The sequence below is a fragment of the Cupriavidus sp. 05N39 genome (assembly GCF_056397325.1).
Map to the genome: position 1 here is coordinate 19833 of NZ_JBFTNE010000008.1, position 23858 is coordinate 43690.

At 61.9% G+C, this 23858-nt stretch carries 19 protein-coding genes and 2 pseudogenes; 5 read left to right on the forward strand and 16 right to left on the reverse strand.

What is annotated here, in order from left to right:
• Nucleotides 1-7: 7 nt before the first annotated feature.
• A complete protein-coding gene (locus AC1DN0_RS05745; RefSeq protein WP_441633063.1) occupies nucleotides 8-2128 on the reverse strand; it encodes an acetate--CoA ligase family protein in 2121 nt (706 codons plus the stop codon).
• 23 nt (nucleotides 2129-2151) lie between these two features.
• Entirely contained in the window at nucleotides 2152-3507 is a 1356-nt protein-coding gene (locus AC1DN0_RS05750) for an MmgE/PrpD family protein (protein ID WP_441633008.1), read from the reverse strand.
• Nucleotides 3508-3805: 298 nt separating this feature from the next.
• Here AC1DN0_RS05750 and AC1DN0_RS05755 point away from each other — a divergent pair, with 298 nt between their 5' ends.
• Together AC1DN0_RS05755 and AC1DN0_RS05760 are read left to right on the forward strand one after the other, a co-directional pair.
• A complete protein-coding gene (locus AC1DN0_RS05755; RefSeq protein ID WP_441633006.1) occupies nucleotides 3806-4717 on the forward strand; it encodes a LysR family transcriptional regulator in 912 nt (303 codons plus the stop codon).
• 134 nt (nucleotides 4718-4851) lie between these two features.
• Nucleotides 4852-5829, forward strand: coding sequence for a Bug family tripartite tricarboxylate transporter substrate binding protein (locus tag AC1DN0_RS05760; RefSeq protein WP_441633004.1), 978 nt, complete (start codon nucleotides 4852-4854; stop codon nucleotides 5827-5829).
• A 134-nt stretch (nucleotides 5830-5963) separates the two neighbouring features.
• Here the strand turns inward: AC1DN0_RS05760 and AC1DN0_RS05765 are convergent, their stop codons facing one another.
• The 4 genes from AC1DN0_RS05765 to purB all read right to left on the reverse strand — a co-directional run bounded on the left by AC1DN0_RS05765 (nucleotide 5964) and on the right by purB (nucleotide 10946).
• Nucleotides 5964-6974, reverse strand: coding sequence for a DnaJ C-terminal domain-containing protein (locus tag AC1DN0_RS05765; protein ID WP_441633002.1), 1011 nt, complete (start codon nucleotides 6972-6974; stop codon nucleotides 5964-5966).
• Nucleotides 6975-7350: 376 nt separating this feature from the next.
• A complete protein-coding gene (locus AC1DN0_RS05770) occupies nucleotides 7351-8460 on the reverse strand; it encodes a mandelate racemase/muconate lactonizing enzyme family protein (protein ID WP_477145593.1) in 1110 nt (369 codons plus the stop codon).
• A 46-nt stretch (nucleotides 8461-8506) separates the two neighbouring features.
• Nucleotides 8507-9505 (reverse strand): Bug family tripartite tricarboxylate transporter substrate binding protein, encoded by a 999-nt coding sequence (locus AC1DN0_RS05775; RefSeq protein ID WP_441632998.1) that lies wholly within the window; start codon nucleotides 9503-9505, stop codon nucleotides 8507-8509.
• A gap of 76 nt (nucleotides 9506-9581) precedes the next feature.
• Nucleotides 9582-10946 (reverse strand): adenylosuccinate lyase, encoded by a 1365-nt coding sequence (gene purB, locus AC1DN0_RS05780; protein WP_441632996.1) that lies wholly within the window; start codon nucleotides 10944-10946, stop codon nucleotides 9582-9584.
• 121 nt (nucleotides 10947-11067) lie between these two features.
• On the opposite strand from purB, the gene AC1DN0_RS05785 reads away from it, so the two are divergent.
• The gene (locus AC1DN0_RS05785; protein ID WP_477145594.1) at nucleotides 11068-11979 is read left to right on the forward strand and encodes a LysR substrate-binding domain-containing protein; all 912 of its coding nucleotides are present in this window, start codon (nucleotides 11068-11070) and stop codon (nucleotides 11977-11979) included.
• An 81-nt stretch (nucleotides 11980-12060) separates the two neighbouring features.
• On the opposite strand, the pseudogene AC1DN0_RS05790 reads toward AC1DN0_RS05785, so the two are convergent.
• Nucleotides 12061-12299: pseudogene (locus tag AC1DN0_RS05790) on the reverse strand (hydantoinase B/oxoprolinase family protein); the annotation flags it as partial.
• An 84-nt stretch (nucleotides 12300-12383) separates the two neighbouring features.
• Between AC1DN0_RS05790 and AC1DN0_RS05795 the strand changes: the two are divergent.
• A pseudogene (locus AC1DN0_RS05795) lies at nucleotides 12384-12973 on the forward strand (ISKra4-like element ISBusp5 family transposase); the annotation flags it as partial.
• Between the two features lie 501 nt (nucleotides 12974-13474).
• Here the strand turns inward: AC1DN0_RS05795 and AC1DN0_RS05800 are convergent.
• From AC1DN0_RS05800 to AC1DN0_RS05835, 8 genes are all read right to left on the reverse strand, one after another.
• The gene (locus AC1DN0_RS05800; RefSeq protein WP_441633761.1) at nucleotides 13475-13780 is read right to left on the reverse strand and encodes a hypothetical protein; all 306 of its coding nucleotides are present in this window, start codon (nucleotides 13778-13780) and stop codon (nucleotides 13475-13477) included.
• Nucleotides 13781-14378: 598 nt separating this feature from the next.
• Entirely contained in the window at nucleotides 14379-15470 is a 1092-nt protein-coding gene (locus AC1DN0_RS05805) for a porin (protein WP_441633763.1), read from the reverse strand.
• Between the two features lie 145 nt (nucleotides 15471-15615).
• On the reverse strand, nucleotides 15616-16932 hold the full coding sequence (locus AC1DN0_RS05810) for an MFS transporter (RefSeq protein ID WP_441633759.1): 1317 nt from the start codon (nucleotides 16930-16932) through the stop codon (nucleotides 15616-15618).
• Nucleotides 16933-17194: 262 nt separating this feature from the next.
• A complete protein-coding gene (locus tag AC1DN0_RS05815) occupies nucleotides 17195-17662 on the reverse strand; it encodes a MaoC family dehydratase (RefSeq protein WP_441633757.1) in 468 nt (155 codons plus the stop codon).
• A gap of 94 nt (nucleotides 17663-17756) precedes the next feature.
• Nucleotides 17757-18560, reverse strand: coding sequence for an enoyl-CoA hydratase/isomerase family protein (locus tag AC1DN0_RS05820; RefSeq protein WP_441633755.1), 804 nt, complete (start codon nucleotides 18558-18560; stop codon nucleotides 17757-17759).
• An 11-nt stretch (nucleotides 18561-18571) separates the two neighbouring features.
• Nucleotides 18572-18979, reverse strand: a complete 408-nt coding sequence (locus AC1DN0_RS05825; RefSeq protein ID WP_441633753.1) for a MaoC family dehydratase — start codon at nucleotides 18977-18979, stop codon at nucleotides 18572-18574.
• 4 nt (nucleotides 18980-18983) lie between these two features.
• Nucleotides 18984-19442 (reverse strand): FAS1-like dehydratase domain-containing protein, encoded by a 459-nt coding sequence (locus AC1DN0_RS05830; protein ID WP_441633751.1) that lies wholly within the window; start codon nucleotides 19440-19442, stop codon nucleotides 18984-18986.
• Between the two features lie 43 nt (nucleotides 19443-19485).
• Nucleotides 19486-21027, reverse strand: coding sequence for an acyl-CoA synthetase (locus AC1DN0_RS05835; RefSeq protein WP_441633749.1), 1542 nt, complete (start codon nucleotides 21025-21027; stop codon nucleotides 19486-19488).
• A gap of 1313 nt (nucleotides 21028-22340) precedes the next feature.
• On the opposite strand from AC1DN0_RS05835, the gene AC1DN0_RS05840 reads away from it, so the two are divergent.
• On the forward strand, nucleotides 22341-22511 hold the full coding sequence (locus tag AC1DN0_RS05840; protein WP_441633747.1) for a hypothetical protein: 171 nt from the start codon (nucleotides 22341-22343) through the stop codon (nucleotides 22509-22511).
• Between the two features lie 155 nt (nucleotides 22512-22666).
• Here the strand turns inward: AC1DN0_RS05840 and AC1DN0_RS05845 are convergent, their stop codons facing one another.
• The gene (locus AC1DN0_RS05845; RefSeq protein WP_441633746.1) at nucleotides 22667-23605 is read right to left on the reverse strand and encodes an AraC family transcriptional regulator; all 939 of its coding nucleotides are present in this window, start codon (nucleotides 23603-23605) and stop codon (nucleotides 22667-22669) included.
• Nucleotides 23606-23858: the final 253 nt, after the last annotated feature.

Below are 23858 nucleotides of genomic sequence, written 5' to 3' on the forward strand. Positions count from 1 at the left end.
ATTTGAATCAATTCAGTTCGGCTCTTTGTTCTTCCGCCAGCCGGACCACGCAGTCCACCCCGACCACGCCGTCGGCACGCACGAACAGCGGATTGATCTCGGCCTCCAGCACGTTCACGCCCTCGAAGGCAGCCAGCCGGGAAAACCGCTCGATGGCGTCGGCCAGGGCGGCGATATCGCCGCGCGGCAGCCCGCGGAAGCCGCGGACCAGCGCGGTACTGCGTACCTCGTCGATCATCTCCATGGCGTCGTCGCGCGTCACCGGCGCCGGCCGCAGGCTGACGTCCGGCCGCAGTTCGGCGGCGATCCCACCCGCGCTCAGCATCACGATCGGGCCCACCAGCGGGTCATCCCGGTAGCCCAGCATCAGTTCCAGCAGCTTGTCCTCCATGCGCTGCACGAGGATGCCGTCGAGCCGGGCCTGCGGCGCGGCGCGGCCGACATCGGCAAGGATCGCCGCCGTGGCGCGCTGCAGTTCGTCCGTGTCGCGTACGCCGACGCGTACGCCGCCCACATCGGTCTTGTGCAGGATGTCGCGCGAGCAGATCTTGGCCACCACCGGGTAGGGAATCCTGTGCTTGTACTCACCCACCGGCATCAGCGCGAGCGGGGCGATCGGCACGCCCAGCGCCGCGAACGCGCTGGCCGCCTCGTACTCCGAGAGGTTGCCCGACCGCGGCAAGCCGGCCGGCCAGCCAAGCGGCGCGACGGCTTCGTCGGCCTCGGGATGCGCCCGCGCCGCTTTGAACAACTGCGCCAGCGCGTCCGCGCAGGCTTCCGGCGTGCGGAACGCCGGGATGCCTTCTGCCTGCAGCACGCGCAGCGACTCCCCCGCCTCCGGCGCGAGGAAAGCGATCAGCGGCTTGTGTCCCGCGCCGGCCGCCTCCACCATGGGCCGCACCGCGAGCTGGGGATGGAACTGCGCGGACGAGCCCGCCACGCAAAGCACGGCGTCGCACCAGTCACTCAGCAGCAGTTGCTCGACCAGATCCTTGTACTGCGCGCTGGTCGCGGCCAGCGTCAGGTCGATGATGGGCGTCTGGCGGATGCGCACGCCGCGCGCCGCCATGTGCGCCACGAAGCCGTCCGGCGGCGCCACCGCGTCGATCTGCGACAGGCCCAGGCGGTCCACCACGGTGGCCGCGCCGCCACCGGTGGTGGTCACCACGGCCACGCGGGGATTGCGCTTGAGGGCGGGCACCCACCGGCCATAGCGCAGGGCCAGCGGCGCGGCTTCGAACAAGGTCTCCAGCATTTCCACGCGCATCACGCCGTACTTGCGCAGGAAGGCGTCCACCGCGGCATCGTTGCCGGCCAGCGCGCCGGTGTGCGACTGCGCCAGCGCCTCGCCCTGCGCCGAGCGGCCAAGCTTGTAGGCGATGACCGGCTTGCCGGCTTGCCGCGCGCGGCGCAGCGCCGGGCCGAGCACGGCGGCGTCGCGGATCGTTTCCAGGAACAACAGGATCACCTTGGTAGCGGCATCGTCCACCAGCAGATCGACCAGCTCCCCGACGCCAACATCGCTCTCGTTGCCCACCGACACCAGCTTGGCGAAACCCAGCCCGCGCGCCGCGCCACGCGAGAGCAGCGCGCCGAGCATCGAACCGCTTTGCGAGATCACGCTGATGCTGCCGGCGTGCAACTCGTCCATCTCCAGCACGGCATTGACCGACAGCACCGCGCCGGATTCCACATTGACCACACCGATACTGTTCGGTCCGATCAGGCGCACGCCCAGCGCCCTGGCCTTGCGGACCAGCGCCTGCTGCGCGGCCAGGCCCGCCTCGCCCACTTCCGCGAAGCCGTCCGAGAACACCGTCACCACCTGCACGCCCTTGGCCGCGCATTGCTCCAGCGCGGCCTCGACGTGCTTGCCCGGCACCATGACGAAGGCGTGCTCCACCTCGCCCGGCACCGCGTCCAGGCTCGGGTAGGCCTTCTCGCCCAGCACTTCGGTGCGGGTGGCGTTGATCGGGTAGATGGTGCCCTGGTAGCCGTGCTTGCGCATGAAGCGCATCGGCCGGGCGGTATTCTTGGTGATGTCGCTGGATGCGCCGACAAGCGCCACCGTGTCCGGCGAGAACAGCGCTTTTGCCAGGCTGCGGGCCATCGCCGTCGTTACAGTCATATCGTTCACGCTTTCCTCCCCTCTCATGCCACGCCAAGACCCGCGAGCCGCAGCCCGCGAACGCTGCCGGTCTCGAGCTGCCACAGCGCGGCGAGCAGTCCCTCGGCCGTGTCGCTGCCGATCACCGGCGCCGCCAGCTCCATGAACTTGTCGCTCAGCGTGGCGTCGTCCAGCGGCGACTCCGGGTCGCCCTTGCGGTAAGGCGCGAACAGCGTGTGGCGGGTGCCGTCCTTCAGCAGGATTTCCACCCGCGCCGCGCGTTGGCGGGGGAACGCCGCGGTCAGCTCCGGATCCGCGTGCAGGGTGACGCGCTTCATCAATTGCCGGATCTGCGGGTCGCGCAGGCGTTCGCCGGAGAAGGCGTCAAGCCGGACCGCGTCGTGCAGGATGCCGTGCGCGATGACGTAGGGCAGGCTGAAGCGGGCTTCGAAGGCGGTGCCCGGTACGGCATTGCCGGTGACGTCGATGGCAGTCTGATAAGTCCACACCGTGACTGCCTCGATCCCGGCGGCGTCGATGCCATGCCCGCGCACCAGTTCAATCGCCGCATCGATGGCCGCAAAGGTGTGGCCGCAGCATCCGTGGTTCTTCTGGGTGATGCTAAGGATGTTGTAGTTCGCGCCCAGGCCCTTGGCCACATCCGACCAGCCGGGACTGCCGCACATCGCCGCGCCGAAGCCGGCCGCGCCTTCCAGGATGTCGTGCACGCCGTTGACGCCCACCGCGGCAGCCTGCGCCGCCTGCACGCCCACCATGGCGGCATGTCCCGCGTGCAGCGCCTTGGTCATCGCATCCGAGCGGAAGGCCTGCTGCAGGCCCGAGGCGAACGTGGCGGAGGTGGCCAGCGCATCGGCGGCGACGCGCCCATTGCCCGGCGACAGCAGCAAGGCGCTGGCTGCCGCGCTGCCGAAGCAGCCCACGGTGCCGGTGGTATGGAAATAGCGATAGTGCGCGGGCTGGATGGCGGCGCCGATGCGGGTGGAGACCTCATAGCCCGCCACCACGGCCCGCAGGAAGGCCTCGCCGCTCACGTCGCGGTCTTCGGCCAGCGCCAGCGCGGCAGAGATCGTTGGGCAGCCTGGATGGTAGACAGCGTCGCGGAAGATATCGTCGAACTCGGCAGCATGCGACGCGCTGCCATTGATCCAGGCCGCCGTGGCTGGGAACGCGGTGGTGCCGTGCGCGACCACGGTGGCGTCACCTACGCCCAGTTCGGCGCGGTGTGCCTGCACGAGGTTCGTGCCGGGCGACATGCGCGTGCCCGGGAACAGCGCGGCAAACCAGTCGATCACGGCGCGCTTGCCATAGTGGAGGACCTCGGGCGACAGCGCCCGCCGTCCCTCCGCGCCGACGTATTCGGCTAGTTCATCGATCACCATGCAGTGCTCCTTGTCGTCATACGGCTTGATGGCGGCTTGATCGGTATTGCCTTGCCGCCTTGACCCCATGTTAGGGAGCGCCGGCAGGCAAGCTTTGAAATTTGGTGAAAGCTCCCGAGCACGGTGGCGAAGTGGCCCACGCGCGGGCGCGTCAAGCACTGCTGCCGGCGCATCTAGCGAGCCACCTGTCGCGGCCGGGAAAATCCCGTTTGACGTTGGCAGCGAAGATGCATAGCATGGCACTCCTGCCTCGTCGCTTTCTCGCGCCACGCCATCCGCACATCAGCAAGACACCCGCATGGATATCGCCTCCCTGGAAGTCCTGATCGCCGCCGTCGAGGAAAAAAGCCTTTCCCGCGCGGCCGAACGCGAGAACCTGGTCACCTCGGCGGCCAGCAAGCGCATCTCGGAACTGGAGCGCCAGGTCGGTACCGCCCTGCTGGTGCGCCACGGGCGCGGCGTGGAGCCCACGCCGGCCGGCGCCATGCTCTACCAGCGCGCCAGGGCCATCGTCCGCAGCATCAAGCTGGCCGAAGAGGCGCTGGCCACCTATTCGACGGACGGCATCGCCAAGACTCGCCTGGCGGCAAACCCGTCCACGATCCTGCAGTTCCTGCCTACCGATATCAGCGGCTTCCTGCAGAGCGCGCCCGACAGCCGCATCGACCTGATCGAAGCGTTAAGTTTCGACATCCCGCGCATGGTTTCTAACGGCGATGCCGACATCGGCATCTATCACGCCGAAGCACCCAGCCCCGGCGTGTTCTCTCTACCCTACCGCTCGGACCGGGTGGGACTGGTGGTGCCACGCGGCCATCCACTGGAAGCCAAGGGTTCGCTGCAACTGGAAGAGGCGCTGGATTACGACTTCCTGGGATATTTCCCGCGCTATACCTTCGAGGCCTTCCTGCAACTGGTGAGCAGCACCATCTCGCGGCCGCTGACGGTGAAGACGCAGGTATCGAATTTCGAGGCGCGCTGCCGGATGGTGCGCGAGGGGCTGGGCATCGCGGTGGTGCCGGAGGGCATCGCCAAGAACTACCTGTCGATGATGGGGCTCAGCCTGCTGACGCTGACTGATGCGTGGGCCGAGCGCAATTTCTATGTGTGCGTGCGCGACCGGCAGTCGCTGCCAGCCGGCACTGCCAGGCTGCTGGACTACCTGGCCCAGTGCGCGACGATGGAGCGTCATTACCAGCGCGCACGCTAGTCGCGCCATCATGATGAAAGAAGGCAGCGTTTCTATTTGATCAACGCTGGGCGGGACCAGCTTCGTACCATGTCTATAGTGGGCACGCGCCAAAGCAGCGCGGCCTGAAACCACCTCAATCCGTGGAGTGAGACATGACCCTGCCAAAGCGGCTGACCGCCGCCGCGCTGCTATTGCTTGCCGGCGCCGGTACAAGCACCGGCGCCAATGCCGAGCCCTACCCGACCAAACCCATTCGCGTCGTAGTTTCCTTTTCCGCAGGCGGCACCACCGATATCCTCGCGCGCGAAGTGGCCAACCAGCTCGGCCAGAGCCTGAAGCAGACGGTGATCGTGGAAAACCGGCCCGGCGCGGGCGGCAATATCGGCACAGAGTTCGTGGCCAAGAGCGCGCCGGACGGCTACACGCTGCTTGCCACCTCGGTCGGCCCGATCGCCATCAATCCCACGCTCTATCCCAATCTCAAGGTCAATCCGCAGACGGCACTGGCGCCGGTGGCGCCAATCGCCGATGTGCCGAACGTGCTGGTGGTGCATCCTGGCGTGCCCGCCAACGATGTCGCCCAGTTGGTGGCCTACGCAAAAGCGAATCCCGGCGAGCTGAACTTTGCCTCCACCGGCGTCGGGACCGCCGCGCATTTGTCGGGCGCGCTGCTCAACGAACGCACCGGCGCCAACGCCGTGCACGTGCCCTACAAGGGCGCGGATGCCTTGAACGACCTGCTGGCCGGGCGCGTGCAGTTCATGTTCGCGACGATCCCCTCGGTGATGAGCCATATTCGCGCCGGGCAACTGCGCCCGCTGGCCGTCACCAGCGCCAAGCGCGCCGAGGCGCTGCCGGACACCCCGACCATGGCCGAAGCGGGCGTCAAGAACCTGGTGACGGGTGCCTGGTTTGGCCTGTTTGCGCCCAAGGGCACGCCGCCGGAGGTGGTTGCAAGGATGAACAAGGCCGTGACCGACGCTGTCAACAGCCCCACTATGCGCAAGAAACTCCTGCTGCAAGGCGCGGAGCCAATGCAATACACGCCGGAATCATTCGGCAAGTTCGTGGTGGCCGAGTACCAGGCGTGGCGGCCGATCGTCAAGGCGAGCGGCGCCCGCATCGACTAGCCGCCGGCACCTGCGCCGCGCATTCGCTGTAGCGTGGGCGTCATGGGGGCTGCCGTTCACTGGGTTCGAGCTCAAACTGGCAGACCCGCGAGCCGGCCGCGGATGCCCCTGCCACCGGTGCGGCATCGGCGCGGTCAGTCGTGTAAACTCATGCCGTCCGCAAACATGCTTTTGAGCACCTGCTTTTGCGCCTCGCTGAGCCGTCCCTTCGGCAGGTCGATCACGACCCTGAGCCGCAGATCGCCCGTGTCATGGTTGACAGCGTGTCGCAGGCCCTTCCCTAACAGCCGGAGGATCTTCCCCGCGCGCGTCATGGGCGGCACCTCGACGGTGTAGGACTTCCCGAACACGTCGACGTGCACCTTCCCGCCGATCGCGGCAGTTGCAAAATCCACCTTTACTTCCCCCATCAGGTCGAGGCCCTGAAGTTTGTAGCTTCCAGCCTTCAGCACCTTGATCCTGCACAGTGCGTCGCCATCGGCCCCGCCATTTCCCCCGGGTGTGCCACCACCGACGATGCGAATCATCATGCCATCGACGATTCCACCACGAACCTCCGTCGCAATCTTCCGTTCCGCTTTCGCGTGACCACTCCCCTTGCATGTAGCGCAGACGTTTGTCCTACCCGTATAGTCGCACTTAGAGCATCCTTCGCCAGCGCACGCCTTACAGCGCGACGCGGCCCGCGCCCATCCCGTACCGCCGCAGGCATCGCACGGACCGACGTATGGAACCTTTACCTCGATCGTTCCCCCGTTGACCGCCGTCTCGACGGAGATCGATGCCTTGCACTCAATATCCTCGCCGCGTACAGGCGGCGGGGAGCGATGCCAGTAGGAACCGAATCCGGCCGGCTTCGCCCTTCCCGAAGACTGGCTTGCGCCGGCGCCGAAACCAAACGATCCCGCGCCAGGCCCGAATCTAGTCTCGTTCAGCGAGTCGTCATAGGCTTCACGCTTCCGTTCGTTGCTCAGTGTTTCGTAGGCGTGCTTGATTTCTTTGAAGCGGGCGGTGGCTTCGGACTGGCTTTTCGGGTTGCGATCCGGATGCCACTGCATCGCCATTCGCCGATAGGCGGCCTTGATCTCTGCCGCAGAGGCAGTTTTGGCAAGGCCCAATGTGGTGTAGTGTGTCCGCGACGTCACCGCTCGACCCTCGTTATTGTCGTTCTGTCGCGGGTCATTCTAGCGCAGCCACCGCCCTGTCCGAACGGCATGGCCAATTACTGCAAATTGTATCGCTTGGCTTCGCTGACTCACGCAGCGCATATTCCACGATCAGCCCGTTCTTGCTCTTGCAGAGGATGAGGCCAATGGTTCGCGGTCCAAGTTTTCACCTGAAAATCGTCCATGTGTTGTCGCTAAAGCACGGAACCGATGGCCGCATACGTGGAAGGTAAGGGTGCTCTTCCGGCCGACCCAAAGTCCCTTCCATTCGACTACCCCATGAAGGGGAAGCGAGGAAGCCGGGGCAGCAACCGAGGTGGGGCAGTGCCGGGGCCCGGCGGCCCCGGAGATCCCCCTAGTTCAGCCGGTACCGCTTCACCATGTCCCAGTCCAGCTCGATGCCGAACCCGGGGCCCTGCGGGATCGACAGGATGCCGTCCTTAATCCGCGGCGGGTTGGCCCACATGCCGGGGAAGATCGGGTCGCGGTCGGGGTCCGGGAAGCACTCCACGCAGATCCCGTGCGGCACGGCGCCCAGCATGTGCGAAGCGATCTGCGGCTCTTCATGGTGCGCCATGCGCACGCCGGCTAGCGCACAGGCCGCCGCAGCGCGGCGCCATTCGGTGAGGCCGCCGCCTTCGGACGCATCGAAGTTGACGATGTCCACCGCGCCCGCGTCGAGCAGCCGGCGCACGCCCGCCGCGCTGACCTCGCTCTGCCCCGCGTTGATGGGGATCGAGGTGGCCTGGCGCACCGCGGCCATGTCGCGCGCATCATCGTGCCAGTGGCAGGGCTCCTCGAACCACGCAATGTCGTATGGCTCCACCAGCCGCGCGAAGCGCGTCGCCTCCGCCACGCTCCAGCCGCGGTTGGCATCCACTGCCAGCATGAAGTCCGCGCCGCCGCCTTCGCGCGCATACTTCACGCGCTCGGCATCCTCCTCGGGCGACAGGCCACCCACCTTCACCTTGCAGCCGGCCATACCCACCGACCGCAGCCAGGCCATCTCGCCGGCCAGGTCGGACGCAGTCTTGCCCGGGAGGTAATAGCCGGCAATGGCGATGATCGGGATCTCCTGCCGGTAGCCGCCCATCAGGCGGCACACATTGACGCCGAGCGCCTTGCCCGCCAGGTCCCACACCGCCGCATCGACACAGGCGATGGCGTTCATGACCAGCGCCCGGTCTGCCGCCCGGATCGTCAGCCGGAACAGCTTTTCCCAGATGCGCTCGCACGCGTGGATGGATTCGCCGATCAGCAGCGGCGCCATGTCCTGCTCGATCATGCGGGCGATCTCGGGGCCGTGCTCGCGCGGGTCGCCGTTGTAGACCTCGCTGACCAGGCCCGAGCTGGTGTGCAGGCGGGYGATCACAGTGGCGCGGCTGTCGACCTGGTACGAGCTGCCGGAGAACACCTTGCTCAGCGGGATGCGCACGGCGATGGCCTCTACGCGTTCGATCTTCATTGTGGGTTTCCTGTGGGTGTGGCTGGGATGGGAGTGCTGGCCTCGCTCAGTCAATCGTGGCGCCCGAGCGCTTGACGATGGCGGACCACTTGACGCTCTCGGACTGGATATAGGCGCCGAGTGCCTCGGGCGTCGACCCCACCGGGACGATGCCGTCGAACATGAAGCGCTTGCGCAGGTCCGAGCTCTTGATCAGCTCCGCGATTTCGCCGCTGAGCTTGGCGACGATCGGGCGCGGCGTGCCGCGCGGCGCCAGCAGCGCGTACCACACGTTGGACTCGTAGCCGGGCACGCCGGCCTCGGCGATGGTGGGCACATTGGGCATGGAGGCCGCGCGCTGCGCGGTGGACACCGCCAGCACGCGCAACTTGCCGGCCTTGATCTGCTGCGACGCCACGCCATAGCTGGCGAACATGGCGCTGACCTGCCCCGCCAGCAGCGCGGGCATGGCGGGCCCGGTGCCCTTGAACGGCACGTGCACGAGATCGAGCCCGGCCATGGACTTCAGCAACTCCATTGACAGGTGCGGGCCGCTGCCGTTGCCCGACGAGCCGTAGGTGTACTTGCCGGGATTCGCCTTGACCAGCTTGATGAACTCGGCCAGGGTCGTGGCCGGCACCGAAGGATGCACGACGAGGAAGTACGGCGCCGAGGCCAGCAGCGAGACGGGCTCGAAATCCTTGACCGGGTCGTACGGCAGTTTGCGGTACAGGCTCTGGTTGACTGCCAGCTGAGAGGTCAGCGCGAGCGCCAGCGTGTAGCCGTCGGGCGGTGCCTTGGCGACCATCTCCATGCCGATATTGCCGTTGGCGCCGCCGTGATTGTCGACGATGATACGCTGGCCCATGCGCTCCGACATGTACAGCGTCAGTGGCCGGGCGACGGTGTCCCCGCCGCCACCCACGGGATAGGGCACGACCACGCGCACCGGATGGTTCGGGTAGGTGTCAGCCTGTGCATGGCCCGCATGGGTGGCGATCATGGCGCCCGCGCACAGCAGCGCCAGCGCGCCCAGCCGTCGCAATCTCTCGGCAATTCGGTTCATGGTGTGTCTCCTGTGTTGTCTTGTGATGTCCTGTGATGTCTCGCGCCGGGCAGGGCCTGTGCAGGCCGGCGCGCCTTCAGCCGGGCCATCCGCTCTCCCGCGCCTGGCCCAGGAAACGCTCCACGATCTGCGGGGCCAGCCCCACGTAGGTGGCCGGGTCGAGCAGCGCCTTGAGCTCGGCTGGCTCGATGGCCGCGCGGATTGCGGGATCGTGGGACAGCGCCTGCTCGAACGTGATACCGCTTTCCATGCCCTGCATGGCGGCGGCATAGACCAGCTCGTGCGCGGTCTGCTTGCCGACCTTCCCGCCGAGCGCAAACATCACACGCTCGGACATCAGGAAGCCGCCCAGCAAATCGAGGTTGGCGCGCATGCGCGCGGCGTTCACCGTCAAGCCGGACAGCGCGTACTGCATCATCTGCAGCATGGCCGCGGCCATCATGCAGGCCTCGGGCACGGCCTTCCACTCCATACGCACCGCGGCCACGTCGCGCTCGTGCTCGGCCATCTGCGCGTCGTGCATCATCGCCACGCTGTAGCGGATGGCGCGGCTGAGCGTCACCACTGTCTCCACCACGGCCGGGTTGCGCTTGTGTGGCATGGTGGAGGAGCCTACCTTGCCGTCGCTGAACGGCTCGGCGAGCTCGCCCACCTCGTCGCCCTCGAGGTTCATGATGGCGTTGGCGATCTTGCCCAGCGTGGCGCCGACGAGGCCCAGCACGCTGACATACTCGCCCAGGCGGTCGCGCGCAGGCTGCCAGCTGATCGGTGCCACGCCAAGCCCGAGCCGCTCCATCACGCGCTGCTCCAGCTCGCCGGCCTGCGCCCCGAACGACGCCTGCGTGCCGACGGCACCCACCATCTGGCCGACAAAGGTACGCTGCTCCAGCCCCTGCATGCGCTCATGGTGGCGGCCCAGTTCGGACAGCCAGATCGCGCACTTGTGGCCGAACGTGATCGGCAGCGCCTGCACAGCGTGGGTGCGCCCGGCCATCGGCGTGTGCTTGTGTTCGTCCGCCAGGCGGTACAGTTCGCGCCCAACGGCCGCCAGGTCGCGCATCAGGATGGCGTGGGCCTGCCGCACCTGGAGCATCATTCCGGTGTCGTAGACGTCCTGCGAGGTCGGGCCGAAGTGCACGAACTCGCCCAGCCCTCCGGCGCAGCGCTGCTGGAGCGCGCGCACCGCCGGCACCAGCGGGTGCTTCACCCGGCGCGTTTCGGCGGCCAGCGCCAGCAGGTCGATGTCCGCCACCCGCGCCTTCACGCCAATCTCGGCAGCGGCCTCGGCAGGAATGATGCCCAGTTCAGCCTGCGCAGCGGCCAGCGCGGCCTCGAAATCGAACCACTTCTGCACACGGCTCTCCTCCGAGAACACACCACGCATCTCGTCGGTGCTCCACATGTGCTGCTGGAGGGCTTGGTCGAACACACTGCAAGTCATCGCGAAGCCTTTCGTTCCTGAGGGGATGGCAGCCATTCTCGGCCGTCGGCTTCTTTCTGTAAAATGACATGTTTGTAGACAATCATTGCCAAAATGGCATGATCCAACCGACGCGACGATCATGACCCTCCAGCAACTCCGCTGCCTGCAAGCCGTCATCGCCAGCCAGCTCAGCGTGTCTCGCGCGGCTGACGCGCTGCACACCACCCAGCCCGCCGTGAGCAAGCTGATCCGCTCGCTCGAAGGCGAGATCGGCGTGGAACTGTTCGTGCGCCGGGGCAACCGGCTGGTGGGACTGACCGACGCCGGCCAGGAGGCCGCGGCGCTGTCGCGGCGCGTGCTCAACGACACGCGCTCGCTGTCGGGGCTGGCCAGCGCGGGCCTCGCGGGTGGCAGCGGCACGCTGCGCGTGGGCACCACGCACATCCATGCACGCTACGGGCTGCTCGACGCCATCCGCCGCTTCAGCGCGGCATATCCGGCAATAGACCTGGAACTGCTGCAGGGACACCCCGCGCAGATCATGCAGTGGGTGAGCGAAAACGCGGTTGACCTCGGCATCTCGACGCTGCCGGACGCGACGCCGGAAGGCATCGTCACGCTCGAAGCCTATGCCATCCCGCGCTGCCTGATCGTACCGCGGCGGCATCCGCTGCTGAAGCTGGCACGCGTGACGATCGAGGACATCGCACGCTATCCGCTCGTGACCTACGACGAGCACTTCAATTCGGGATGGATGGTAACGCGGGAGTTCGAGCGCCGGGGACTGGCGCCGCGCGTGGTGGTCAGGGCGACCGACGCCAACGTGATCAAGGCCTACGTGGCCGMCGGCCTGGGTGTGGCCGTGCTGCAGCAGATGGCGGTAGAGCCCCGGCGCGACACCGACCTCGCGGTGATCGACACCGGCGACCTCTTTCCGCCGTCGATGGCGGCGGTTAGCCTGCGGGCCGACCAGTACGTGCGCAGCTACATGCAGGACTTCATCGACATGATTGCGCCGGGAACGCAGCCCGCGCCGGGCCCCTGCCGTTGATCCGCCACTGCTGGAGAGCTTGCCAAAGCGCGGCTGAGAGCAGTCTGCCCTCAAGAGGATAATGAGCCACCCAGAATGGGCTCATTCGCGGCCGTACCCTCCCCCTCCGGGGGTCTCGATCACGAAGACGTCGTCGGGCACCATGTCGCCCTGCCGATGTGCGCCGACCCTTCCCGGGTTCCGTCCGCGCGCTCGATGTAGTTGTTACCAAGTGCGCCCGCGCCACCGCCCGCCGCGCCAAAAGGCGCGTGCACGCGGTTGTTCGACAGGATCGAAGCGGTCATTGGCATCAGGAAGTGCACGCGCCGGATAGCGCCGTTGCTGTTGAGGGAAGCCGTTAAAAACCCTGGGATGCCGCCCTGCATCAGAGTATCGTCTCGATATCAAAGAGACGGGGAGCCGACATGCGATGCACGATCGTTCTCGAGTTCGATGATGGCCATGCCACAGCGGTCAAACGGGTTGAGTTGATGCGGTTCCATCGAGCCGACTGCGGGGCCTCCGGCGACGTCGGCTTGTCCCTTGCGGAAGGCAAGTCGTTAGTCAATTGCGTCCAGCAAGAATTTGTCGTGGAGCAGATCGATCGCTACTGCGCGTCGCAGCGAGCTTGTAAGGCTTGCGGCGCGCTCCGCCGTGTGCACGACGGACATTCCGCCGAACTGAAGACCACGCTGGGAAAGGTCTTCTACTGCCGCGATCGATGGAAAGCATGCAATTGTGGTACAGACAGATCCAGGTATGTGTCGCCGCTTAAGAATTACGTTAAGGAGCAAGCACAGGCGAGCTGCGATGGCTGCATGCTGAACTCGGCGCCACAATGCCCTACCGGCAGGCCAAGCAGGTCATGGACCTCTTGGTGCCAACTTCCGGACGCGACAGTCACGTGACTATCCGCAATCACACAATGGCCGTGGGCAAATCCCTCCAACACGCACAGCCCGTGCGGCGGTGGTGCGAGGAGATAAAGCCAATCGCTGAGCTGGGCGTTGATGTCGTGTCGGCCTACGAATCGCGACCGGCTTCGTCGAGTCATCTATCAATCGAATCGTTGGCCGTCGGATGTGTAAAAGCCAACATATGCGTTGGAGTCGTGCGGGAGCACACAGTGTCGTGCAAGTGCGCGTCGCCCTCTTGAACCAGGACCCCATCAAAGGGACGCGGTGCAACGGGCCACGGCCTCGGCCGGTTAGAGCACTCAGCTCCAGGCGTGTTCAATGTGGGAGACATCAATCATTTCCCTTCCATCGCGGATCGCAAGCTCAGTGGCAGAATTCAAAAGCCGCGAGACCTCACCGGTCAAACCTCCGCCCGCCTCCAGAACCGCCGAGACAACCTCTCGCCTCGACAGATTTGATGGCCGTCGCAAAGGAAGAATGCGCTCGAATGCCGCCATGAGGCCTCGGAAGGCTTCCGACTCCTGCCATCAAGGCATCTCGAAGCGCGCAAAGCGACATCCAACCTCGTTGAATTCTCATTTTGCCGCGCTGCGGCCTGCCTATGTGTTGGCCTTGCCGGACTTGAGCAAGTCCGCGATCGTGTTCGTGGCCGCTGGTGCGAACTGCGACACGCACGTGCGTGTCAGCGCCAGCGTGTACGAGAACGCCATGGCACGGTCCTCGAACGTACGGTCAAGCATAAAATGCACGGCAGGCAACTGCGCGTCAGCCTGCTTTGACAGACGGACGAGCGCTCCCCAGCTTCCGTCCGCCACTTGCAGAACGTCCACCTCTATGGCATATCCCGCTTCGATGTAGGTTCTGGCCGGCCCCGCCAACCGGCGTTCCAGTTTGTCGACCATCATTTCCTTCTTCCAGGATTCAGGTTCACAAACGACATGGCCACCCGCACTGTGCGTGACCGTCACCACAAGCCCACGGCGGCGGCCTACCCCCCCACGATGGGCTTGCCACTCGTAACTCAGTCACGTCGGCGCACCAGCCAGCCCGTTGGCGGCCGCCAGAGGTGGACAGCCTAAACATTGTTTCCCCCATTTCTCCGACTGGCATGGCCACGGAGTTCAGCCCGAGATTGACGCACGAGCGCATGCAGGTGCGGGGCCCCCAGGAGCCCGCCGGGGAGTTACCCTGCCCAACATGATCGTTTGGGTTACGCGCCGTGGTCATCGCCCCCTCGTCGACCGACTCGCAGCATTTCGACGCGGCGCCCGGCACGCGCTGTCGATAGTGAACTCCGACGGCGACGGCCAACCCAACATGCCGGCGCGCATCGTAACCCAATCGCCATCATGTCGTTGGCCCCGATCACATCAGCACACAATCTCATCGTCTGCCGAGCTAGCAATGTCGATATGTCCGAACCCAGTCGGCATGAAATGTGGAGTAACGGCCCGTCCAACGAAGGAAGCTACCCCACTGGGCTTCGGCAATCACACAAGTGCACTAGAAGATATGCTTGATTCCGACCATGCTGCCAAATTGAGAGCCGCCTGGTTTCGGGTTGGAGTTGGGTGCGCCGGTACTGACCGACATGGCAAGCTGCCCTCCATTGTCGATATAGCCAGCTGTGGCGTAAACGGAAGTCCGCTTGGAAAACGCGTAGGAGCCACGCAGCGCGTACAGCATCGCCTTGTCTCCACTGTTGCGGTAGTTGAGGTAGTAGACTTGGCCCGCCAGCGTGAATGCCGGCGTGATGTCGTAGGCGAGGCCGCCGTACCATAGTTCGCTGCGCGGTGTGCTGCTGCCCTCGTTGTCGCGACGAATCACGCCCGCACCCAGCTTAGCTTGTGAGAGAACAACATAGCCGCTTATCAGAAGGCGGTCGTCGGTCAAATCCTTGCTAGTGAGGCCGGCAAATGCTCCAGGACCACCGCGCAGAGAATCATAGCTGGCCGCGACCCCCCACCAATTGGACTCGTACTGAACCAGCGCCGACCACTCGCGACATGACGACTTGCTAGCGGCATTCTCACCCGCGCAGTTCGTGCCGGCGGCGCTTGGACCGGCGTTGACTGTGTCACGGCCGAAGCTGTAAGTGGCGCCGATGGTCAGCCCCCCAAACTTCCCCTTGTATGCCACCGCGTTGTCTGCGCGCGGATTTGCGATGTAGCTGTCGAGCGAGCTCGATCCATAGATATTAGGGCCAAGGATGTCCGAATCCAGATTTGCCCAAAACAACATCGTGTATTGCCTTCCAAGCGATAGCTGCCCCCATTCCCCCGACAACCCCACCAGCGCCTGCCTGCCGAAAAGTCGACCGCCTTGATTAGCGGTACCAGAATCCGGTGCAAAGCCCGACTCCAGGACAAAAATGCTCTTCAGGCCGCCGCCCAAATCCTCGGAGCCCCGCAGGCCCCAACGGGAAGGCACCGTTCCCGTGAGCGCAGGCATGCGCACCAGGCTATTGCCGGATGGGCCAACGTTATTCACATACTCCACACCGGTGTCGATCACACCGTATGTTGTGACGGACTGGGACCAGGCTAGCACAGGGGCTGCTGCAAACAATGCCGCAACCAGCCTTCGATGGCTCATCATTCTCTCCTCCTTGTTGACGCACAGATCGCACTGGCGATCTATGCCGCCGTTGTGGTTTTGAAAAATTCTTGATGTTATTTGTATAAAATGATTTACGGCTATACCCCAAGATTTGGCTGGAGGCCATCGCCATTTGCATCGCCTAACGGTTGACCTGCTTTGCCGGCAACGAGAAAGCCAGTGCGGCTCCAATGAGGAGGATTGCTCCGAACACCCACATCGCCACTGCGGCACTACCAGTTAGGTCCAACACGGAACCGATGATTCCGTTACTGACAAGTCCCGCGACGTTAGCTACGGAACAAACTACCGCGAACCCCGAGGCCACTGCGGATCCTCGCAGAAAGGACGGAGGCACAGCCCACAAGACCGGTATCGACCCAAAGACCAAACCGTAAGCAACTGTCAGCAAACTGACTGTCATCACAACGTTCTGCGGAAACCACGTACTCGCTACCATGGCCGCGAATCCACCGACTAACGGCAAAATTAGGTGCCAACGGCGTTCCCGGTACCGGTCCGAACTCCATCCGAGGCACAGCAGGCCAATCACGGCAGCAGCGCTCGGGAGGGCAGTGAGCAGCCCAATCTGATAGGTATCGTGCAAACCAGCATTTCGAATGAAAGTCGGCATCCAGAAACTGATTGCGTAGATACAGATGAGGATCGAAAAATCGATGACACCCAGCAACCACACCTTCATGTCCTTTAGTCCGTCCACAAAGCGGTGTGTGCTATGTCCCGCTTCGCCAGCATCGGCGTCTAGAATGCCTGCCACGATCTCCTTTTCCTTCTGCGAAAGCCATCTCGCCTCGTTGGGTGAATTCGCGAGGACGAAGAAAGTCATGATTCCAAGCACGACCGTCGGAATCGCTTCGAGCAGAAAGAGCCATTGCCAGCCATGAAGGCCGCTGGAATTATGAAGGTGAGTCAAGATCCAGCCCGAAAGCGGGCCGCCCACTACACCCGAGAGAGCTGCTCCAAGAAAAAACAGACTCATGACGCGAGCACGACGGTAAGCTGGAAACCAACTAGCCAGGAAGAACGCCACCCCTGGGATGAAGCCTGCTTCCGCAGCGCCAAGTAGAACCCGCAGCGCATAGAACTGCCAAGGAGATGTGACAAACATCATGAGGCCGGACAGAATCCCCCACGTAATCATGATGCGGGCAATCCAGAATCTAGCCCCAACCTTCTGCAAGATAACATTGCCGGGTATTTCACAGAGAATGTACCCAATAAAGAACAAACCAGCGCCCAGACCGTAGGAGGCTTCGCTCATCCCGAGGTCCCGCAGCATTTGCAATTTCGCGAAGCTGATATTAACGCGGTCCAGGTAGGACATGAGATAGCACAACCCTAGGAAGGGTATGAGACGCCAAGCTATCTTTCTGTAAACAGCAGCTTCAATCTCTGCAGGCACGATCCTGATTCCATCTATCGTTCCAGCGGTAATCATGGTTTTAATCTCCTCCGAATTAGTGGAGCAACTTTTTATGGTGAAACTCGGTACCTCGCTCGACTCGTTTGTCCGCTTTCCGTCTGGTCGATACCATCGCGCGATTGCGGTCTAGGTCAACCTGGTGCCATTTTTCACTGTTTGGTGATTGAAACGATCGCGCCGCTACATCGGCTTGGTGAACGGGTGCATGCCAAATACAGGTCTACCGATTTGGCTACCCGATAACTGAGGAAATTTCTTTCGTCGACCGTAGGGTTGTCTACCGTCCAGCAAGAAGACGTACCACCTGATAGGTCAGGACCCCCTCATCACGCTGGTTGAACACCTCAACCTGTGACGCAACGACTGCACGGTTATCCTTCGATGTCTGTTTGACTCCTGTTACCTCCACAGTCGCGCGGATTGAATCTCCGACAATGACGGGTTTGAGCGCTTTCTGATGTGATTCAAGCAGTGCTAGACCCGTACCCTGAATCATTGTTTGAAACAACATGCCTTCAATCAACCCGTATGTGAGCGCCGCAGGTACGATCCGTCCCTTTACCGCGCCGAAACGGGTGCTGTACTCGGCATCGATGAAGATAGCCTCCAACATACCGGTGCAGTTGATGAAGCTGACCAGGTCAGACTCGGTGATGGTTCGGCGGTAGGTGTCGAATCGCTGACCGATCTCCAGATCCTGCCAGACGTAACCCTGTCCCAGCCTCAGTACGCCGTCACTTATCATGATTTTAATTTTCCATAACACAAAACTATCGCAACAAGTTCAGCGTGCATGGCGTTGCGCTGACGAATGCTGCCCCCTGAGATTGGTGGGAGAATCAAAACCAAATATTTTGTTCGAATTTTGCAGGCCGCTTTTCGTTCACCGCAGAGCGCCCCTCTTTGACTTCTGGACCAAAGAATCCAATCATCTCTAGCGCGAGCGACGTGTCAAAAATTGGGCCTGCCTGTCGGAACCAATTATTAAGAGCATATTTAGTCCAGCGTATTGCACTCGGCGCACCTTCGGCCAATCGTATTGCAATATCCAATGACTTCTGCTCCAACTCATCGTCCTCGACTGCCATCGTAACTAGACCAATTCTCTCGGCATCCGCGCCGGACAGTTGATCGCACAAGAGAAGGTAGTACTTAGCCTGCGCCATGCCGCAGAGCAAAGGCCATAGCATGACGGCATGGTCGCCGGCAGCTATCCCCAGTCTCGTGTGGCCATCCATGAGCTTCGCGTCCTTGGTAACTATAGAAATGTCGGCCAACAGCGCACATGCCAGGCCTGCGCCGACCGCCCACCCCCGCACCGCGCTGACGATTGGCTTGCTGCAATTGATCATGTTATAGACGATGTTGTGCGCTTCCTTCATCGTTCGCGCGCGTTCCTCGAACTCGTAAGTGTCGCTGGCGCGCTTGATGTTTCCACCAGCTGAGAAGGACGCGCCGGCTGCTGTGAGTAGCACCGCGGACACGCTTTCGTCAACGTCGATGTCTCGCCAGACCTCACCGAGCTCTCTATGCATATCGGCGTCCATGAAGTTGTGCTTTGTGTCAGTGGTGATCGTGATTCGCAATGTATGAGGATGCGGTCGGTCAAACTTCAGCTTGGTGTAGCGAGCGTAGCGGTCCACGGTGTGTTTCCTTAGTTGTTAAATGATTTCGCGTATGAGAGGCGAAATTCCGCCCTAGCGATGCCGACCACCTGATCTTTCTGCGATGTCGCTGTGATTGTCACCATCACGGTTTCGCCGGATTGCAGAACTGACTCCGTCAGCTCACCTTGCAGCTTAATACGGTCACCTGGCCATACCGGCGCTGTGAAGCGTAGCGCCCAGCCCAGGATATTTTCAGGACCACCGCACCAGTCCTCGAGATACTGGCCGATCCATCCGATCAAGAGATGTCCCGGTACGACCACGTCCGCAAAGCCGGCAATCTTTGCGAATTCATGATCGAGATGCAACGGATTGCCGTCATTGGTCGCAACACACACCCAAGCGATATCGACGCGACTAACGGCTGGACAGAGTTCCTCAATTGGATCTCTCATGGATTCACTCCTTGAACTCGATCGTTGTGTCGCGAACCACAATGGCGGCCTCGCAATCGTCAGTCGAATACGTAGTCTCGATCACGAAAATGCGTTTCGGACGCGTTCCCTGCTTCTCACTAAACTCGACAAGTACACTCTGCCCGTGAAGTTCATCACCTGCACAAATGACAAGTCGCTGCTCCCATGACCACTCCCCTGCGACCGCTCTTTTTTCATTAATGCCAAATGTCTCGAACTTTGCGGAACGCGGTTGTAGTGAGAATGGGTTGATAAAACCAGGGGGCACAACAACGTTTCGGTATCCCGCTGCGATCGCGGCCTCACGATCGAAATAAATAGGGTTGCGGATATGAATGGCCTGTGCGTACTCGACGACCTTGGTATATTCGACGACTCCCCTAAAAGGGGGCGCAGCTACACCGACAAGGTGACTTTGGATATCCCTTTGTGCCTGATTCACTTGAACCTCCTGGAAGTTTTTACGTGTGTTGGTCGACGTCGATCTATACCTTTCGAATTGCGTCTCTCCAGAACGGCGCTCGAAGCTCGTCCTTGACGACCTTGCCGAATGCTGAAAGCGGAAGTGACGGCTTGAATTCGATGCTACGTGGGCTCTTGTATCCACCGATCAGATCTTTGCAATGATGTCGGATCTCCTCCACGGTAAATTCGCGGGCGCCAGGCTTCAGCACCACCACAGCGTGAACCGACTCACCCCACTCGTGGCTGGGAATACCTATGACTGAACAGGCGGCAACTGCCGGGTGCTTCGCAATGGCGTTCTCGACTTCCGCCGCGTAAACGTTCTCCCCCCCCGTGACGATCATGTCTTTGAAGCGATCAGCAATGAACACGAAGCCGTCGTCGTCCATGTAGCCGGCGTCACCTGTCCATAGCCAGCCATTACGGATGGCCGTCTCCGTCTCCACTGGCTTGTTCCAATATCCCTTCATTACGTTGGGTCCGCGCGCGACTATTTCACCGATCGAGCCGCGCGGTACTTCTCTTCCGTTCGCGTCGGCGATCATGATTTCGTTTTCCTGAGCGGCGCGCCCGGTTGATCGAAGCTTTCTCATCTCGGGTGCATGCCATGCTGCGGAAAGCAATGCAACAACGGGAATCTCGGTCAGGCCGTAGAGCTGAACCAAGCCGCTGGGTTGAAACACTTCGAGCGCTCGACGCTGGGTTGTCTCTGCGATTGGCGACCCGCCGTACCAGATCCGCCTGAGACCTGAGAAGTTCGTTTTTTGAACAACCGGAGAATCGAGCAGAACGTGGAGCATTGAGGGGACCAGTAGTACATCCGTGACTTTTCTCTCCTCGATCGCACGCGCCACCTGCGCTGGTTCGAATCCGGATAAGACGATGTGGCGGCCACCATTAAATAGCTGAGCTATTACGTACATTAGCGGCGCGACATGGAACAACGGCGCGGTATGAAGAGAAACGGAACCGAAGCCATACTCTTCGCAAAGAAACGTCATGGCCGGAACACCGATGTTGGTGTGACTGAGCATCACTCCTTTTGGAAATCCGGTTGTGCCTCCGGTGTAGAAGATGCCGGCTATATCGTCTCCGTGGCGGTAGCTATCCTCAATCGGCTCACCATCTTCAATGAGATCTTCGTAGGAAAGCGTGCCATTAGGCTTCTCTTCTTCATCAAGGTAAATAATGTGCTCAAGCGTAGTGCTACCCTCGCGCAATTCATCGATCTTCGACTTGTGCGCGCTGTCTACAAACATCACCTCGGACTGCGAGTCGTCTAGCGAATAGAGAATCTCTGGTGTGGCCCAACGCGTATTTATCGGATTCACGACCGCGCCGGCCCACCATACCGCCAAGTAGTACTCTATATATCGGTCAGAGTTCAGTGCGAGGATAGCAACACGATCGCCCGTTTTTACGCCGATAGTACGCAGCGCACCGGCCAGCCTGGCCACGCGGTCAGCCAATTGTCGAAATGTATGGGTGCGTCCTTCGTAGAACGTGGCTACGCTGCTCGGCTCGTGCCGGACAGCACGATGCAGGCCTAATGTCAGATGCATTTTTCAGATTACTCGTTGAAGTTTCGCAAAATTGCACTGCACCGATTGCTGGCGCCGGGCGCTACCAATCGGCTGCAGTGACGGAATCGCCATCTCCGCCGCCCCCTCGGGATCAATGCCTAGTAGCCGGAAATGCAGCTGGCAATTTCAAAGGTGGCGACTAACTGTTTGGAATCACGTGTCCAGCGCTCGTACGCACTGAAAGTGCACTTCCGCTCGCATGTACGTTCCACATAGAGCTCTCTGATCACTAAGCATTACGTTTGTCTCCGTCGCCTTCCATGGAGGCCTAATTTTTTGGTCATAGTTCACATACGTGAACTCACATCCTGTATGTGARCAAAGTATAGGTGTGCAATTCACGCTCAGTCAAGGAGGAGATTCTCAGAAGAAGCCGACTTGCCGCGGAACCGTTCCGGACAGGCATGCTGGTGATGCGACGATCCAGGGATGCAGGAGCGTGCCGTACGGCTCAGTTCCGGCCGATGGCGCAACGCTGGCGATCTCATAGCATTGGATGCAGAGTTCTCGGTATGACGGGCAGGGGGTTGCGGGGCAGCACCGCGATGTCCAGAGCCTATCGGCAACCCCTCCGCTCATGGATCCAATACTTATCAGGCTGGTGAAGCACCTCCGGCAGAAGTCAGTTCGGAGTCAGCATGTGCGTTGATATGAGACCCTCGCACGACCCTGAACATGCGATGCGTGGCGCAGGCACTGTTCGCCGAGCGGCGACTTAACGACTTCGTGCCCAATCCCATCCACTACGCATGTAGCCGTACCATGGCCAATCAAGCGCTGGCGAAGATGAACTGGCCGTTCGCGGGAATGTACGATGCGGATCTTGGAGGCGCGCGCGAGAGTATCGCGCCGGAGAAGTTGTGGCGGGGCCATGCCTGCAGGTGCTCTCTAACAGCCCTCTTCCGCTGGTTCGTCGGTCTGGCCATGGCCGACGAGGCCTGCGGGCCCCACGGTGTTCACCTACAACCGCAAACGACCGATCCGTGCTTGCTATTGCGCAAGAGAAGAGCTGGCCGACTGGCGAACACGTCAGCGTCGACGGTACGCTGATTTAAGCTTGGACGGACCTCAAGAGCTTTGTCCGCAAGGATGGCGAGGACAACAACAACCACGGTGGCGAATGCAAAGGCGGCAAGCGGAGTAGCGAGCCCAGGAGTCCAGGAGTCCAGGAGTCCAGGAGTCCAGGACGGACAATGATGCTCTGCTGTTCTGTATCGGCAAAACTTTCAGTGAATTGCGTTACATGGGCACCCCCTGAGCGGTATAACCGTTCACAGCCTGGTGCCAGGGCCATGGTGACAGTCGCCGACGGCCGTGCAGAACGCGAGGCCACCAAGGTCATGGTCGACGATGCTCTCCAGGCGGCGAAGGATTCAGACACAGCGATCACGCCAGGTGCAGACAAGAGCTATGATGCAGCGGAGTTCGCTGACGCTTCCCTGGAGATGAACGTCACTGGATAGCGTCAAGCAGGATGTCCGGTTTACCGACAAACATCTTGGCCGCCGGACAAAATGATTGTCGCCTCCCACGTCACGCCGCACGTGCATGCCGCGTGCCCATCCTCCCTGCGGTTAGCATGACGTAACCGACCATGGCACGCCGTTAGCCAAAAGTGTCAGGCAGCGGGCTGCGCCACAGCCTGCGCGGTGGAGCTTCGTTGATATTGCCTTGGAGAGCACGACATCACTCGCTTGAACGCGGTGCTGAATGCGCTTTCGGAATCGTAGCCGAGCGAATATGCGATGGATGATATGTGTTCGTCAGTATGACGCAGCCGATCGCCGGCGACTAGCATTCGCCATCGCGTCAGGTACTCCATCGGTGCCACGCCAACCACTTGCTTGAAGCGATAGGCAAAGGCCGATCGCGACATTCCTGCCACGCGGGCAAAGTCTTCGACGCTCCAGCGATTTGCTGGCGCGGCATGCATGGCACCGACCACCCTACTCAGATTACGGTCCGACAGCGCGGCGAGCCATCCACTGCCACTCTGACTCGTCGCCTTCAGATGAACACGCAATATCTCAACAAACATGAGGTGCGCAAGATGTTCTGCCATTCGGGATCTGCCAGGCTGCCGGTCGCGAAGTTCTTCCGTGAATCGCTCCAATGCCCATCGCAGCACCATTGCCTGGGACGAACCTTCGTTGATGTGTGCCAAGGGGGGTAACGTGCCGATCAGCAAAGCGGCCGGTTCACCGGCAAATGCGAATCGTCCACCGAAAATCACGACATCGTCGCCACCACAGTGCCAGACTAGCTCGTCAGCCGCAATCCTCTGAACAATCGCCCGAGAGTCGATCGGCTGTATGGTCGGGTCGCTGGCCAGCGTGAAAGACTTCCCCCGCGTCAGAAGAAAACAATCACCTTCCCGCAACTGCAACGGCTCCGGTTCACCGTCGACCAGAAGCCAACAGCTACCCCGCCCGACTGCACTGAACTTGATCCCCTCCTGCGCGGGAAACTCGATCGCCCACGCCCCACCCGCGCTCAGCGTAGCCGAAAGATAGCTTTGGATGCGCAGTAAAGATAGGACATCGGAAAGTGGATCCATGATTACTTTTATGGACGATTAACAAAGTTTCCCGGACTCTATCACGTAGATTGCCCATTCGTTCCTCTATATCATTCTTCCCGGGGCAAGACGGGTCTTTGTAGAAACCTCGACGCAAGGCTCAGGCGAGTCCATGAAATACGCGCGACAACACGCTCAACGCAAAGAACTGGCCATCGTCACCTCTTCCTTTCAGCCAGAGGCATACCGCTTTAGCTCTCGGTAAGCAGTGCAGAGATGTAGCCGGGCCAAT

Excerpts from the sequence above, each read along its gene's own strand:
- AC1DN0_RS05745 (WP_441633063.1), bottom strand. The coding sequence starts at position 2,128 with ATGACTGTAACGACGGCGATGGCCCGCAGCCTGGCAAAAGCGCTGTTC.
- AC1DN0_RS05750 (WP_441633008.1), bottom strand. The coding sequence starts at position 3,507 with ATGGTGATCGATGAACTAGCCGAATACGTCGGCGCGGAGGGACGGCGG.
- AC1DN0_RS05755 (WP_441633006.1), top strand. The coding sequence starts at position 3,806 with ATGGATATCGCCTCCCTGGAAGTCCTGATCGCCGCCGTCGAGGAAAAA.
- AC1DN0_RS05760 (WP_441633004.1), top strand. The coding sequence starts at position 4,852 with ATGACCCTGCCAAAGCGGCTGACCGCCGCCGCGCTGCTATTGCTTGCC.
- AC1DN0_RS05775 (WP_441632998.1), bottom strand. The coding sequence starts at position 9,505 with ATGAACCGAATTGCCGAGAGATTGCGACGGCTGGGCGCGCTGGCGCTG.
- purB (WP_441632996.1), bottom strand. The coding sequence starts at position 10,946 with ATGACTTGCAGTGTGTTCGACCAAGCCCTCCAGCAGCACATGTGGAGC.
- AC1DN0_RS05800 (WP_441633761.1), bottom strand. The coding sequence starts at position 13,780 with ATGATGGTCGACAAACTGGAACGCCGGTTGGCGGGGCCGGCCAGAACC.
- AC1DN0_RS05805 (WP_441633763.1), bottom strand. The coding sequence starts at position 15,470 with ATGAGCCATCGAAGGCTGGTTGCGGCATTGTTTGCAGCAGCCCCTGTG.
- AC1DN0_RS05810 (WP_441633759.1), bottom strand. The coding sequence starts at position 16,932 with ATGATTACCGCTGGAACGATAGATGGAATCAGGATCGTGCCTGCAGAG.
- AC1DN0_RS05815 (WP_441633757.1), bottom strand. The coding sequence starts at position 17,662 with ATGATAAGTGACGGCGTACTGAGGCTGGGACAGGGTTACGTCTGGCAG.
- AC1DN0_RS05825 (WP_441633753.1), bottom strand. The coding sequence starts at position 18,979 with ATGAGAGATCCAATTGAGGAACTCTGTCCAGCCGTTAGTCGCGTCGAT.
- AC1DN0_RS05835 (WP_441633749.1), bottom strand. The coding sequence starts at position 21,027 with ATGCATCTGACATTAGGCCTGCATCGTGCTGTCCGGCACGAGCCGAGC.
- AC1DN0_RS05840 (WP_441633747.1), top strand. The coding sequence starts at position 22,341 with ATGGTGACAGTCGCCGACGGCCGTGCAGAACGCGAGGCCACCAAGGTC.
- AC1DN0_RS05845 (WP_441633746.1), bottom strand. The coding sequence starts at position 23,605 with ATGGATCCACTTTCCGATGTCCTATCTTTACTGCGCATCCAAAGCTAT.